General features: G+C 65.1%; 11 protein-coding genes. 3 read left to right on the top strand and 8 right to left on the bottom strand.

Annotated features, from left to right (window positions below; all coding sequences use genetic code 11):
- Positions 1-7: 7 nt before the first annotated feature.
- The 4 genes from pdeM to FLM21_RS02280 are packed head-to-tail and all read right to left on the bottom strand — an operon-like array spanning position 8 to position 6016.
- The gene (pdeM, locus tag FLM21_RS02295) at positions 8-697 is read right to left on the bottom strand and encodes a ligase-associated DNA damage response endonuclease PdeM (RefSeq protein ID WP_148714014.1); all 690 of its coding nucleotides are present in this window, start codon (positions 695-697) and stop codon (positions 8-10) included.
- Positions 697-3261: a ligase-associated DNA damage response DEXH box helicase gene (locus tag FLM21_RS02290; RefSeq protein ID WP_148714013.1), complete on the bottom strand. Its 2565-nt coding sequence runs from the start codon at positions 3259-3261 to the stop codon at positions 697-699. Before FLM21_RS02290 ends, pdeM begins: the two co-directional genes overlap by 1 nt.
- Complete coding sequence (locus FLM21_RS02285) at positions 3258-4934, bottom strand: ATP-dependent DNA ligase (protein WP_148714012.1); 1677 nt, start codon at positions 4932-4934, stop codon at positions 3258-3260. Before FLM21_RS02285 ends, FLM21_RS02290 begins: the two co-directional genes overlap by 4 nt.
- Entirely contained in the window at positions 4931-6016 is a 1086-nt protein-coding gene (locus FLM21_RS02280) for a ligase-associated DNA damage response exonuclease (RefSeq protein ID WP_148714011.1), read from the bottom strand. The genes FLM21_RS02285 and FLM21_RS02280 overlap by 4 nt, the downstream gene beginning before the upstream one ends.
- 426 nt (positions 6017-6442) lie before the next feature.
- Here FLM21_RS02280 and FLM21_RS02275 point away from each other — a divergent pair, with 426 nt between their 5' ends.
- Positions 6443-6997 (top strand): hypothetical protein, encoded by a 555-nt coding sequence (locus tag FLM21_RS02275; protein WP_187360052.1) that lies wholly within the window; start codon positions 6443-6445, stop codon positions 6995-6997.
- Positions 6998-7201: 204 nt separating this feature from the next.
- Here FLM21_RS02275 and FLM21_RS02270 read toward each other — a convergent pair whose 3' ends face one another.
- Entirely contained in the window at positions 7202-7612 is a 411-nt protein-coding gene (locus tag FLM21_RS02270; RefSeq protein ID WP_148714009.1) for a VOC family protein, read from the bottom strand.
- A 190-nt stretch (positions 7613-7802) separates the two neighbouring features.
- On the opposite strand from FLM21_RS02270, the gene FLM21_RS02265 reads away from it, so the two are divergent.
- The gene (locus tag FLM21_RS02265; protein ID WP_148714008.1) at positions 7803-8156 is read left to right on the top strand and encodes a VOC family protein; all 354 of its coding nucleotides are present in this window, start codon (positions 7803-7805) and stop codon (positions 8154-8156) included.
- A gap of 51 nt (positions 8157-8207) precedes the next feature.
- Here the strand turns inward: FLM21_RS02265 and cysK are convergent, their stop codons facing one another.
- A complete protein-coding gene (gene cysK / locus FLM21_RS02260; RefSeq protein ID WP_148714007.1) occupies positions 8208-9140 on the bottom strand; it encodes a cysteine synthase A in 933 nt (310 codons plus the stop codon).
- Positions 9141-9426: 286 nt separating this feature from the next.
- On the opposite strand from cysK, the gene FLM21_RS02255 reads away from it, so the two are divergent.
- On the top strand, positions 9427-10635 hold the full coding sequence (locus FLM21_RS02255; RefSeq protein ID WP_148714006.1) for a multifunctional CCA addition/repair protein: 1209 nt from the start codon (positions 9427-9429) through the stop codon (positions 10633-10635).
- Positions 10636-10686: 51 nt separating this feature from the next.
- Here FLM21_RS02255 and FLM21_RS02250 read toward each other — a convergent pair whose 3' ends face one another.
- Both FLM21_RS02250 and FLM21_RS02245 read right to left on the bottom strand, forming a co-directional pair.
- Positions 10687-13089, bottom strand: a complete 2403-nt coding sequence (locus FLM21_RS02250) for a phosphoketolase family protein (RefSeq protein ID WP_148714005.1) — start codon at positions 13087-13089, stop codon at positions 10687-10689.
- 258 nt (positions 13090-13347) lie between these two features.
- Positions 13348-14748 carry a sodium:proton antiporter gene (locus FLM21_RS02245; RefSeq protein ID WP_222846755.1) on the bottom strand — a complete coding sequence of 467 codons (1401 nt, stop codon included), beginning with the start codon at positions 14746-14748 and terminating at the stop codon, positions 13348-13350.
- Between the last annotated feature and the right edge of the window lie 17 nt (positions 14749-14765).

Genomic DNA, 14765 nt, shown 5'->3' with positions numbered 1-14765 from the left:
ATGTCGGTCAACACACCGGCCACACCGCATCATCCCCGACCACGAACAACCTCCGCCCTGGCTGTGGAGCGATCAGCGCGGCACCGGTGAAGGCACCAAACGCAGGCAGCAGACCACTGTGTGCGTCAAAGCTGAAGCACGGCAGGCGAATGCGCTCAAACGCGGGGCCGACCAGTTGCACGGCCGGGTGCAGGTGGCCAGCCAGCGCGTAGTGCCCGGGTTCGAGCAGGCCCGGTTCGTGGCACAGCGCAAAGGGCGGCAGCAGCCACGGCTCCACCACTACGTGAAAACCCAGCGCGTCCGGCGGGTCACCGGCGTGGCGATCATGGTTGCCGCGCACCAGCACGCATTCGAGTAGAGCGTGACGCTGGCGCCAGGCAAGCAGGCTGGCGAGCAGCGCATCGCTGCGGCCATGCCGGGCATGCAGGAAATCACCGAGGAACACCAGCCGCTGCACCGTATGGGATAGCAGCATCTGGTCCAGCCGATCCAGATTGTCGGCGGTGGTGCCGTGCGGTACTGGCTGGCCCAGCGCGCGAAAGGCAGCGGCCTTGCCGAAATGTGCGTCGGCAACCAGCAAGGTGGCCCGGCGCGGCCAGTAGGCGGCGCGCTGCGGTAGCAGGCACAGCGTTTCACCCGCGACCTCCACCTCGACGCCGTGCCCGTAGCGCGTTGACTGTGGCCCGGCATCACCCATCACAACTCGCTCCTCGGTCGACCGGTCTTGCGCTGCCGCAGCCGCCGAGGCGCAGGCGGTGGCGGCGCGGTAAAGCGCACGCTGTCGTGTGGGTCACCGGCACTGCCGCCAGCCGCACGCTCCAGCCCGGCCAGCAGCCGGGCGATGCGGTCAGCCAGTTTCTCGTTGGACAGCTTTTCGCGAAAACGCTCCACCAGTAGCGGAAAGGCAAATGGTGACGCACGCGCCAACGTCACTTGGTGGATGCGTTGCCCGGCGATGTGCTGCAACGCGGCATCCAGCCGCGCCAGATCCAGCTCCTGCCGCAGCACTTCGCGCTCGGCCTGGGCCAGCAGCAGGTTGCCTGGATCGTGCTGGCGGAACACCTGGTAGAACAGGCTGGACGATGCCTGCAGCTGTCGTGCGCTCTTGGGCGCGCCGGGAAAACCCTGGAACACCAGGCCGGAAATCCGTGCAATCTCGCGAAAGCGCCGTTGCGCCAACTCACCCGCATTCAGGCTGGCGAGCACGTCGTGCGCCAGATCATCAGGCGTGAACAAGGCGGCATCGATCAATCCGCCCAACTCGAAACGCGTCGGCGTCAGCAGCTCCAGCCCATAGTCGTTGACGGCGATGGAAAAGGTCATCGGCTGCTGCTGCGCCAGCCGCCATGCGAGCAAGCTGCCCAGCCCCAGGTGTACCGAGCGGCCGGCGAACGGGTAGAGGAAGAGGTGTGTGCCTTCTCGCGACTGCAGCGTTTCCACCAGCAGCGTATCGCGCGTCGGCAGAGCAGACCATTCGAGCTGCACCGCCAGCAATGGGCGCACGCAGCGCATTTCCGGGCTGTCGAATCGGCCCGCGGCTGCTGCCTCGAACTGCGCCAGCATCGCGTCGGCCAGTTCGGACGACAGCGGCAGGCGCCCGCCGTTCCAGCGCGGCACCGCCGGCTGGCTGCCGCTGGCGCGGCGCACATAGGCGGTCATATCGTGCACGCGGACCAGCTCCAGCATCCTGCCGCCGAACAGGAAGCGATCACCCGGCTTGAGCCGCGCGATGAAGCCCTCTTCCACCGTGCCCAGCCGTGCGCCGCCCAGATACTGCACCAACACACTGCTGTCGCTGACGATGGTGCCGATGCTCATGCGATGCCGGCGCGCAACCTGCCGGTCCGGCACGCGCCAGACGCCAGCATCGTCGGGCGCTACCTTGTGGTATTCCGGGTAAGCGGTCAGCGCCTCGCCGCCCTGGCGCACGAAGCCGAGCACCCAGGCCCATTCGGCATCGCTCAGGCTGCGGTAGCTGGGGGCAGTGCGTACCTCGGACAGCAGTTCCGTCGGCACGAAGCCGCCGCCCAGCGCCACGGTGACCACGTGCTGTACCAGCACATCCAATGGTTTATCGGGCGCGGTTCGCCCTTCCATCACGCCGTCGGCGATGGCGCGCTGCGCGGCAGCCGACTCCACCAGCTCCAGGCTGTGCGTGGGCACCAGCGTGATGCGTGAGGGTCGGCCCGGTGCATGACCGGAGCGACCGGCACGTTGCAGCAGCCGTGCCACGCCGCGCGGCGAGCCGATCTGCAGCACGCGCTCCACCGGATGGAAATCCACGCCCAGGTCGAGGCTGGACGTGCACACCACGGCCTTGAGCCTGCCTTCCTTCAACCCGGCCTCCACCCAATCGCGCACCTCGCGGTCGAGCGAGCCGTGATGCAGCGCGATCAAGCCCGCCCAATCCGGCCTGGCCTCCAGGATGGCCTGGTACCAGCGCTCCGTTTGCGAGCGGGTATTGAGGAATACCAGTGAAGTGGCTGCGCGGTCGATTTCCGCGATCACCTGCGGCAGCATGCGCAATCCAAGGTGGCCGGCCCAGGGAAAGCGCTCCAGCGTGAGCGGCAGCAGGGTATCGACCTGCAAAGGTTTGTCGATGCGCCCGCGCACCAGGCGGCCGGGCGCGCCGGCCAGCAACACATCCTGCGCGTGCGGCACATTGCCCAGCGTGGCGGACAGCCCCCACACCTGCAGCGGCGGCTGCCAGCGGCGCAGCCGCGCCAGTGCCAGCTGCACCTGCACGCCGCGCTTGTTGCCGAGCAGCTCGTGCCACTCGTCCACCACCACCAGCCGCACCGATCCGAGCACGGCAGCGGCATCGTTGCGCGCCAGCAGCAGTGTCAGGCTCTCTGGCGTGGTGATCAGTGCGGTGGGCCAGCGGCGCTGCTGCGCGGCACGCACCTTGGCCGCCGTGTCACCCGTGCGTGCGCCCAGCGTCCAGTCCAGCCCAGCTTCCTCCAGCGGCCGGCGCAGCGCTTTTTCGGTATCGCTCGCGAGCGCACGCATCGGCGTCAGCCACAGTACCGTCAGCGGCGGCGCAGCCGGCTTGCGTGCGGTATTGGCCCGCTGTGCGCCGAAGCGCGCCAGCGCGCCCAGCCACACCGCGTAGGTCTTGCCGGAGCCGGTAGTGGCGTGCAGCAGCCCAGACTCACCCTGCGCCAGCGCCTGCCACACCTCCTGCTGGAACGGGAACGGCGTGAGCCCGGCACCGGCCAGCCAGCCGGCTGGGTCGAAGCACTGCGGCAGTTCGGTATTCATGCCGCGCTCCCCGATGCCAGCAACACCCGCAGGCTCTCCAGCGTATCGGCCTCGGCCACCGGTTTATCGTGGCGCCAGCGCAGGATGCGTGGAAAGCGCACCGCAATGCCGCTCTTGTGGCGACCACTGGCTGCAATGCCCTCGAAGCCCAGCTCGAACACCAGCGTCGGCGTCACGCTGCGCACCGGGCCGAATTTTTCCACGGTGGTGCGGCGGACGATGGCATCCACCTGGCGGATCTCGTCGTCAGTGAGGCCCGAGTACGCCTTGGCGAAGGGCACCAGCACGCGGTTTGGCTGGTCGGCGGGCTGGTCCCATACCGCGAAGGTGTAGTCGGTGTAGAGGCTGGCGCGGCGACCATGGCCGGCCTGGGCGTAGATCAACACCGCGTCGACCGAATAGGGATCGATCTTCCATTTCCACCAAGTGCCGACATCCTTGGTGCGGCCAACACCGTACTGCGCGCCGCGCGCCTTCAGCATCATCCCTTCCACGCCGCGCTCGCGCGACGACGCGCGGATCGTCGCGAGCTCGGCCCAATCGGCCGCATCAATCACCGGCGAGACCTGCACCCCGGGTGGACGATGTTCGGCGACCACCTGCTCCAGCAGGGCGCGGCGTGTGCTTTGCGGCTCGGCACGCAGATCGCGGCCCTGCCATTCCAGCAGGTCATAGGCCAGCAGGATCACCGGTGCTTCGGCCAGCAGCTTGCCGCTAAGGTGCTTGCGGCCAATGCGCTGCTGCAGCAGCGCGAAAGGGGCAGCGCGGCCGTGCTGCCACACCAGGATTTCGCCATCAAGCACGGTACCGTCCGGCAGCGTCGTGCCCGCCGCCTGTAGCTCGGGGAAGCGCTCGGTGACAAGCTCCTCGCCGCGCGACCACACCCACACGTTGCCATCCCGCTTCACCAATTGCGCACGGATGCCATCCCACTTCCACTCCACCTGCCAATCTGCCGGGTCGCCGAGCGCCGGCGCCATCGCTTCAACCGGTTGCTGCCATGGGTGGGCGAGAAAGAATGGGTAGGGCTGGCCCCCGCGCTGCGCAGTGCCATCGGCCGCCAGCTCGCCCGGCGCGATCAAGGCGAGATAGGCGTCGGCATCCGGCAATGCGCGGCCATTCATTGCCGCCTGCGCGGTGTAGCCCACCAGCCGCTGCGCGAGGAGCTTGGCATCGACGCCACTCACCGCCGCCAGCGCGCGGGTCACCGCCAGTCGCGATACGCCGATGCGCAGGCTGCCGGTGATGAGCTTGATGCCGACGAAGCGCTCCCAGCGGTTCTGGCTGCGCCACATGCGCTGCAGCGCGGCGATCTGCGCCTCTGCCAGTTCGCCACGCAGCGGCAGCAAGGTGCCCGCCACCCAATCGGCCAGATGCGTATCGGTGTCGCCCTGGGGTTCAGGCAACACCAGCGAGATGGTCTCGGCGAGATCGCCCACCGCGTCGTAGCACTCATCGAACAGCCATTCCGGCAGCGCGGCCGCCTTGCGTGCGGCCAGCCGCAACACCTTCACCGGCACGATCTGCCGCGGCTTGCCGCCCGCCAGGAAATACACTGCCCATGCCGCATCGGCCGCCGGTGCGGCCTGAAAGTAGGCAATCAGCGCGGCAAGCCTGGCGTTGGTCGCCGTCAGCGCATCGAGCTCGGCGTAGAGCGCGGCAAATTGCTTCATGTGCCGGCCTCGTGGCGGGGCGCAACTTGCTGGTTGGCGGGTGCGGCCTCAGGAACAGGACTGCCTTCGTCCTCGTCGCCGTATTGCGTCCTGAAGGTATGGGCATCGATGCCATGCTCGGTCAGCCAGCGCGTCAGCACGCCGGTCTGGCCATGCGTCACGTACACCTGCTGTGCGCCGGTCTCGCCAATGGCCCACAACAAGCCAGGCCAATCCGCGTGGTCGGACATCACAAAGCCGCGTTCGACGCCGCGCCGCCGCCGCGCGCCGCGCAACAGCATCCAGCCGCTGGCAAAGGCATCGGCGTAGTCGCCAAAGCGCCGCATCCAGGTCGAACCGCTGGCCGACGGCGGCGCCAGCACCAGCGCGCCGGCATAGGCGGATTTATCCGCACCGCGTAGCGCGATGTCGGCCACGCGCTGGGTATCAGGCAGCATCACGCCACTGTCGCGATATGCCGCATTCAACGGCTCCACTGCGCCATGCACCAGCAAGGGCCCGATACTGGCGTCGACCCCGCTCAATATCCGTTGCGCCTTGCCGAAGGCATAGCAGAACAGCACCGACACGCGCCCGGCCGCCGCATTGGTGCGCCACCAGTGGTTGATCTCGGCAAACAGCTCGGATGCAGGCTGCCAGCGGTACACCGGCAGGCCAAAGGTCGATTCGGTGATGAAGGTGTCGCAGCGCACCGGCTCGAACGGCGCGCAGGTCGGGTCAGGCTCGACCTTGTAGTCCCCCGAGGCCACCCAGACTTCGCCACCGACCTCGATGCGCACCTGCGCCGAACCGAGCACATGGCCGGCCGGATGCAGGCTGATCGTCACGCCGTTGTGCGTGACTGGCTCACCATAATCGAGCGTCTGCAACGGGATATCGCCCAGCCGTTGCCGCAGCACCCGCTCGCCCGCCGTGGTCGCCAGGTAGTGGCCGTTGCCGATGCCGGCATGATCGGAATGCGCATGCGTGATCACCGCGCGCGGCACCGGGCGCCAGGGGTCGATGTAAAAGTCGCCCACGGGGCAATACAGCCCTTTGGGCCGGGCAACGATCAGCGGAGGGCGGGCAGAGGCAATCGGCATGCGACATCCTGGGCGCCACGGCCGGGCTTGGCCGGTGGCCTGGATGCATCATCGCCATACATGGCCGACATCGCTGTCGGCCAAACACCGATTCGATTGCCGGATTTGAATGAGCTTGCCGCCTGGTAGATCAACAACGCTGCTCGCACCGCCACCCGCTCACAAGCCATCCCACGGAGCCCAAGCCCGCTCGTCACCCCAATTGGAGGAATGCCGACGGAAAGCGCTGTCAAGGCATAGGCTGCTCAGTGACTCGCACCGCCAATGACGCTGCGATTCAACTTGGGAAGCACGCAGCGAGGCTTTCCTGGGCAGGCGGCTGGGCGTAGGGGCGCCGGGCTGCATGATCACATCGCGGCGCGTTGCCAGTTGCTGGTACACGCCGCCGAGCGACAACGGGGCCGCTCATGTCTCGGAGCGATATCCGTGGGCCCTCAAGAGCTGCTTGTGTTGCTGGAGCAATGCCAGACGTTGTTCTCGCGCCTGTCCACCCCCGCCACCCTCACCGCCGATGTCGCATGGTTCTGCAGCGTGCTGAGCCACGATCCGCCGGTCTATCTGTACTGCCTGCCCGAGCCCTGGAGCAGGCTCGATTGCTGCAGCCGAAACGTCGGCGAATTCATCAAGGCCAGGGGTGGCAGGATGTTGTGCGGCTATCGCGTCCTGTTGAACGAGCGTGTGTATCTCGAAGGCATCCGCCATGCGATCTGGACCGATGGCACTGAGATGCGCGACGTGTCATTCCTGGAGACAGGCGAGCCCCGGATCCTGTTCGTACCAGACAGCTGCGCGTTCGACGCCGTACGACGCCGGGTTCGCTTTGCGCAACAGGCCGCGGACAAAGCCCTGCTGGAGCAATACGAAGCACTGGAGTATCTATTGCCGCAAGCCACGGTCAGCGACGACGTGGCCTGGCACAGTATGCAGACCTATGCGCAATGGCAGGCCAGCCGTCACAAGCCAAGCCCTTTCCACCGCTAGCGCCGAAGAGACGGCGCGGCCAGTGAGGTCGTCAATGGCGCCACAGGCGGTCCGACCCTCTTGCTCGCGCCGCATTGGCGCGTCAATCCAAGCGCCCCACGAATCAAGCCAATCCGAGGCAATCCAATCGGCCTTCCGCAAAATCCACCGGAAGGCCGGCAAAGCCCGGGCCCTTGCGACGATCTCCGATTGCCTCGATCCGCTTCAGAGCTGCGGCGGCACCTGGCTCATGTCCATGTACGCCAGTTCCCAGATGTGGCCATCGAGATCCTCGAAGGCGTGGCCGTACATGAAGCCATAATCCTGCGGCGGGCGCGGAATCTTGCCGCCGGCCGCCACCGCCTTGGCCACGAGGGCATCCACTTCCGAGCGGCTGTCGCACGACAGGCAGACCAGCACCTCGGTGGCGCTGTGCGCATCGACCAGCTTCTTGGCGGTGAAGGTCTTGAAGAATTCCTCGACCAGCAACATCACGTAGATATCGTTGGAGACCACCATGCAGGCGGCCTGCTCGTTGGTGAACTGCGCGTTGTACTCGAAGCCGAGCGCAGCGAAGAATTCCTTGGTGCGCGGCAGGTCGCGTACCGGCAAGTTGACGAAGATCTGGCGGGACATGGCAATGCTCCTCTGAGTGGTGGGCATGGCATTAATTAACCATTAGGTTAAATTAAAGAGCTTTGGTGAGGCTGTCAACCACGTCAGCACCATAAAAGCTTCCGTCTGCCGCCGCCCGGCGGATCACGGTCATTGCCCACAGCGTCTAAGCTGATGGGCATGAACGGCGCAACAGCCACTGGGAGGCTCCATGAACCATGACTCGGTGATCGACTACGTCGAACTGCCGGCCCGCGATCTCGCGGCGATCGAGGACTTCTACAACACCGTGTTCGGCTGGACCTTCACCGATTACGGGCCGGACTACTGCTCGTTCAGCGATGGCCGGCTCGCCGGCGGCTTCTACCGTGCCGATGCAACCAGCAGTACCCGCCAGGGCGCCGCGCTGGTGGTCCTGTATACCGAGGAGCTGGAGGATGCCCATCAGCGGGTGCAGGCCGCAGGCGGGCAGATCGTGCGCGACATCTTCGGTTTTCCCGGCGGGCGGCGCTTCCATTTTGCCGACCCCAATGGCAACGAACTGGCGGTGTGGTCTCCCGTCTAACCATCAAGCAAAAAGCCGGCTTGCGCCGGCTTTTTGTTGTGCTGCATGCAGTCAGTCCACCAGGCCTTCGAACAGCTTGGTCGACAGATAGCGTTCGCCGAACGACGGAATGATCACGGCGATCAGCTTGCCGGCATTTTCCGGACGGCGGGCCACCTGCAATGCGGCCCAGGTGGCAGCGCCGGACGAGATGCCGCACAGGATGCCTTCCTGCGTTGCCATCGCGCGGGCCGTGGTAAAGGCATCGTCGTTGCTCACGCGGATCACCTCGTCGTAGGCGCCGGTGTTGAGCACGCCCGGCACAAAGCCGGCGCCGATGCCCTGGATCGGATGCGGGCCCTTCTGGCCACCGGACAACACCGGGCTGGCATCGGGCTCGACCGCAATCGCCTGGAACGATGACTTGCGTGCCTTGAGCACCTCGGCCACGCCGGTGATCGTGCCGCCGGTGCCAACCCCAGAGATCAGGATGTCGATCTGGCCATCGGTATCGTTCCACAGCTCCTCGGCGGTGGTCTTGCGGTGGATTTCCGGATTGGCCGGGTTCTCGAACTGCTGTGGCATGAAGTGATTGGCATTGGCCTCGACGATCGCCTTGGCCTTGGCGATCGCACCGCCCATGCCTTCCGGCCCCGGCGTCAGCACCAGTTCAGCGCCGTAGCCGCGCAGCAGCGCGCGGCGTTCCTTCGACATGGTCTCCGGCATGGTCAGGATCAGCTTGTAGCCACGCGCCGCACACACCATCGCCAGGCCGATGCCGGTGTTGCCCGAGGTCGGCTCGACAATGGTGGTGTCGGCGTTGATCACGCCGGCTGCCTCGGCAGCATCGACCATGGCCACGGCGATGCGGTCCTTCACCGAATGACTGGGGTTCATGTACTCGAGCTTGGCCACCACGGTGGCGCCAACGCCAGCAGTGACGCGGTTGAGCTTGACGAGGGGCGTGTTGCCGATCAGGGCGGTGACATCGTTGGCAATCTTCATGGCGAGATTCCGTGTGGGGTTGGAAGCGACGAGAAAGATTGTAGCGCTGCCTGCCCGACTCCGGGTCCCGCACCATGCCGTCGGGGGTATCCGCTGCGCCGTGAGGCAGGCCGATACCGCATCCCGCTTGCGACCAGTGGCAGAACCCTGGTCCGGCCTGCGGTACCCAACCCTGCATGCCGGCGCGTCTGCATGTTTGGCCACCCGCCATCGCGGCCCAGGCACAGCGACAAGCACGGCGGTGAGGACCTAAAATCGATCGCTATATCACACAGAAGCAAACGCCATGAAGATCTACAAGGTTGGCGGCGCCGTGCGCGACCGTCTGCTGGGCCTGCCGGTGAAGGACACCGACTGGGTGGTGGTCGGCGCCACTGCCGCCGAGATGGAAAGCCAGGGCTACAAGCCGGTCGGCAAGGACTTCCCAGTGTTCCTGCACCCCAAGACCCACGAGGAATACGCGCTGGCCCGCACCGAGCGCAAGAGCGGCCGTGGCTATAAAGGCTTCACCGTGTTCACCGACCCGGCCGTGACGCTGGAAGACGACCTGGCGCGGCGCGATCTGACCATCAACGCGATGGCCGAGGATGAAGCCGGCGACGTGATCGACCCCTACGACGGCCAGGCCGACATCGCCGCGCGTCTGCTGCGCCATGTGTCGCCGGCCTTCGTCGAGGATCCCGTGCGGGTGCTGCGGCTGGCGCGCTTTGCCGCGCGCTTCGGCTTCGATGTGGCGGACGAGACGCTGGACCTGATGCGGCAGATGGTCGCCGATGGCGAAGTCGACCACCTGGTGCCGGAACGGGTGTGGCAGGAGCTGGCACGCGGCCTGATGGCCGAGCAGCCGAGTCGCATGTTCACCGTGCTGCGCGCGTGTGGCGCGCTGGCGCGCATCGCACCCGAGGTCGATGCGTTGTGGGGCGTGCCGCAACGTGCCGACTACCACCCGGAAGTCGATACCGGCGTGCACGTGATGCTGGTGCTCGATTACGCCGCTCGCCAAGGCTGGCCGCTGGCCACTCGCTACGCCGCGTTGTGCCACGATCTCGGCAAGGCGGTGACGCCCGCCGACGTGTTGCCGCGCCACATCGGCCATGAGGCTGCCGGCGTGCCGCTGGTCGAGGCGCTGTCGCAGCGGTTGCGCGCCCCGGCCGAATGCCGCGATCTCGCCCTGCTCACCTGTCGCGAACACCTGCTGGTGCACCGCGCGCTGGAGCTCAAGCCCGGCACGGTGCTGGAGTTGTTCCAGCGCGGCGATGCGCTCCGCAAGCCCGAGCGCTTCGGCCAGTTCCTCGATGCCTGCCTTGCCGACGCCCGCGGTCGCACCGGCTTCGAGCACAGCGACTACCCACAGGTGGCTTACCTGCGCCGGCTACTCAACGCAGCACGCGCTGTGGACGCCGGTGCCATCGCTGGGGAGTGCACGGACAAGGCACGTATCCCCGAACGGGTGGCCGAGGCGCGGCGCCAAGCCATCGCCCAGGCCATGGCATAAAAAAAGCCCGCCTTGCGGCGGGCCGAGTGACAAGGTGAAGCGGCGGTCAGATCAGTACGGCCACTTCCAGTTTTTCACTTCCGGCAGGTCGTCGCCGACTTCGGCGATGTACTGCTCGTGCTCAACCAGCTTGTCGACGAACTTCTGCCGCACATGGGCGCCGATCTTGGCAAGCTTGGGCACGCGGTCGATCACGTCGATGGCCAGGTTGAAGCGGTCGAGCTGGTTGACCACCACCATGTCGAACGGTGTCGAGGTGGAGCCTTCCTCGATGTAGCCACGCGCATGGATGTTGCTGTGGCCATTGCGACGATAGGTCATGCGGTGGATCAGCCACGGGTAGCCGTGGAACGCGAACATGATCGGCTTGTCGGCAGTGAAGATCGAATCGAACTCGCGATCAGACAGGCCGTGCGGGTGCTCTTCCTCCGGCTGCAGCGTCATCAGGTCGACCACGTTGACGAAGCGGATCTTCAAATCCGGGAAGTGCTGGCGCAACAGGTCGGTCGCGGCCAGTGCTTCCATGGTCGGGATTTCACCGGCGCAGGCCATCACCACATCCGGCTCGCCATCCTGGTCATTGGACGCCCAGTCCCAGATCCCCACCCCCTTGGTGCAGTGCTTGATCGCCTGATCCATGGTCAAGTACTGCAGCGCAGGCTGCTTGCCGGCCACCACCACGTTCACGTAGTGACGCGAGCGCAGGCAGTGATCGGTGACGGACAGCAGGGTATTGGCATCTGGCGGCAGATAGACGCGGATCACCTCGGCCTTCTTGTTCACCACGTGGTCGATGAAACCTGGATCCTGGTGCGAGAAGCCGTTGTGATCCTGACGCCACACGTGGCTGGTCAGCAGGTAGTTCAAGCTCGGCAACGGCTTGCGCCAGTTGATGTGCTTGGTGGTCTTCAGCCACTTGGCGTGCTGGTTGAACATCGAGTCGATCACGTGAATGAACGCCTCGTAGCAGCTGAAGAAGCCGTGGCGGCCGGTCAGGTTATAGGCCTCGAGCCAGCCCTGGCAGGTGTGCTCGGAGAGGATTTCCATCACGCGGCCATCTTGCGCCAGGTGATCGTTGGCCTTGTCTTCCTTGAAGTAATCGGCGAACCAGGTTTTGCCCGACACTTCGAACACGTTGTTCCAGCGGTTGGATGCAGTCTCGTCCGGGCCGAAGATGCGGAAGTTCTGCTCAGCCTTGTTGTTGTCCATCACGTCGCGCAGGAACTTGCCCATCTCGCGGGTGGCTTCGGCGTTCTCGGTCCCCGGCTTGGCGAACTTCACCTCGTACTTGCGGAAGTCCGGCATGCGCAGGTCCTTGCTGGCCTGGCCATGTACCACCGGGTTGCTGCCCATCCGATGGATGCCGGTCGGCGCGATGGCGGCCAGCTCGGCACGGAAGGCACCACCTTGGTCGAACAGCGTTTCCGGCTCGTAGCTCTTCATCCACTTTTCCAGGTTCTTGACGTTTTCCTTGTCCATATCGGAGAACGGTACCTGGTGGCTACGCCAGTAATCCTCGACCTTGAGGCCCTTGATTTCCTTCGGCCCGGTCCAGCCCTTGGGCGTGCGCATCACGATCATCGGCCATTGCGGGCGCTCAATCGGCTTGCCGGCAGCCTGCTGTTCCTTGGCCTTGGCCCGAATAGCGGTGAGTTCATCCATCACGGCGTCGAGCGTGCTGGCCATTTCCTGGTGGATGTCGTTGAACGATTCGGGCTTGTCGTTGAAGGTTTCCTTCTTCAGCTCGACAAAGTGCGGCTTGTAGCCATAGCCCTCGAACAGCTTGGTCACCTCATCCTTGGAGAGGCGCGCCAGCAAGGTCGGGTTGGCGATCTTGTAGCCGTTCAAGTGCAGGATGGGGATGACGAAGCCGTCGTTCACCGGGTGCAGGTATTTGTTCGAGTGCCAGCTGGTGGCGAGCGGGCCGGTTTCGGCTTCGCCATCGCCGACCACGGCGAGCACCACCTGGTCCGGATTATCGAAGGCCGCGCCAAAGGCGTGCGACAGCGAATAACCGAGTTCACCGCCTTCGTGCATCGAGCCCGGGGTTTCCGGTGCCACGTGCGACGGGATGCCACGCGGGAAGGAAAACTGCTTGAACAGGCGCTGCATGCCTGCTTCGGAACGATCGATGCTCGGATAGAACTCTTCGTAGCTGCCTTCCAGCCAGGTATTGGCGACCAGACCCGGACCGCCATGGCCAGGGCCGGCGATGTAGATCATGTTGAGGTCGCGTTCCTTGATCAGGCGGTTGGCGTGCACGTAGACGAAATTCAAACCCGGTGTGGTGCCCCAGTGGCCCAGCAGACGCGGCTTCACGTGTTCGCGCTTGAGGGGTTCCCTCAGCAGCGGATTGTTCAGCAGGTAGATCTGGCCGACGGACAGGTAGTTGGCCGCCATCCAGTACTTGTGCATCTTCTCCAGCAAGTCTTTGTTCAGCGCTTTTTTAGCCACGGTACACCTCGTTAGCGGTTTGTGATGGATTGGGCGGGTTCGCCGCCTCGTTAGGATTGCAGTCTATGCCGTTCAGGTTTCAGCGAACTGATGCAGGTCAAAGCCCGAGGAGTGGCACGGGCTGATGTGAGTAATCACTAAAGCTGATATTCAAGGACGAAGCAAGTTCCGGGCTAGTAGGAAGTATCCAGATGACAAGGAAAAGAAGCCCGGCGTGAGCCGGGCTTGCTATATCGCGCCAGCACAGCTTTGCTGCGCCTACACGTGGAAGAACACCAGCGTGACGATCACGAACAGCGGCAACAGGATCAATGCGGACCACGCCATGTAGCCGAAGAAGCTCGGCATCTTCACGCCGCGGTCTTCCGCCACCGCCTTGACCATGAAGTTGGGCGCATTGCCGATGTAGCTCATCGCGCCCATGAACACCGCGCCTGCCGAGATCGCGAGCAAGGTACTCGCCATATCGGTCATCAGATGCGCTGCATCGCCATGCGCCAGATTGAAGAACACGAGATAAGTCGGCGCGTTGTCGAGGAAGGCCGACAGCGCCCCGGTCATCCAGAAGAACATGAAATCGCGCGGCGCCCCCGAGGCATCGAATACCGTGCGCACCAGCGGCGCCAGCTGCCCCGCCTCGCCCGCGCGCAGGATGGCAATGGCGGGCGCCATCACGATGAAGATGGCAGCGAACAGCTTGCCCACCTCCTGCATCGGGAACCAGTTGAAATCGTTGCCGGCGCGCACCTGCTTGGGCGTGAACTTGAGTGAGGCCAGCGCCAGCACGATCAGCACCACATCGCGCACCAGATCCTGCAGCGATAGCGACGCCCCTGCGAATTCGAACTCGATGCCTGGCTTCCACACGCCGGACATCACCACCGCCGCCACCACGCCGACGATCAGCGCGAAGTTGAACGTGCCAAACAGCTTGATGCCCTCGGTATCCGGCGTCTTATCCACCGGAAGCACGCCTTCCTTGGTGAAGTAGTGACGATCGATGACATAGAACAGTGCCAGCAGGATGGCGACACACAACAGCACCGGCAGCAGCATGTGCTCCAAGGTCCAGAAGAAGCTCACGCCCTTGAGAAAGCCGAGGAACAGCGGCGGATCGCCGATCGGAGTCAAGCCGCCGCCGATGTTGGCCACCAGGAAGATGAAGAACACCACCACGTGCACGTTGTGCTGGCGATTGTCGTTGGCCTTGAGCAGCGGCCGGATCAGCAGCATTGCTGCGCCGGTGGTCCCCATGATGGAAGCCAGCAGCGAACCCAGCGCCAGGATGCCGGTATTGAGCGCCGGCGAACCGTGCAGGTTGCCCCATACCAGGATGCCGCCAGAAATGGTGTAGAGCGCGAACAGCAGGATGATGAAGGGGATGAACTCGTCGACGAGGGCGTGCGCCACCACCCCGCCGGCCACGCCCGGCCCGAACGCCAGCGCGCACGGGATAAGGAACGCCGCAGACCAGAAGGCTGCCACCTTGCCAAAATGGGCATGCCAGAAATGCGGCGCCAGCAGCGGAAACAGCGCGATCGACAGGAGAATGCCGGCAAAGGGCAGCGCCCACTGCAGGGAGAGCTGGCTGCCGTCAAGCTGCGCGGCCTGCCCCAGCATGGGAACGAGGCCGAGCAACAGCGGGGTCAGTTTGTTCATGCGAAGGCCCATCGCAA

Origin of the sequence: Chitinolyticbacter meiyuanensis (assembly GCF_008033135.1) — a bacterium.
In the GTDB taxonomy this organism is placed as follows: Bacteria; Pseudomonadota; Gammaproteobacteria; order Burkholderiales; family Chitinibacteraceae; genus Chitinolyticbacter; species Chitinolyticbacter meiyuanensis.
This window is presented reverse-complemented; position numbering and strand designations above follow the sequence as displayed.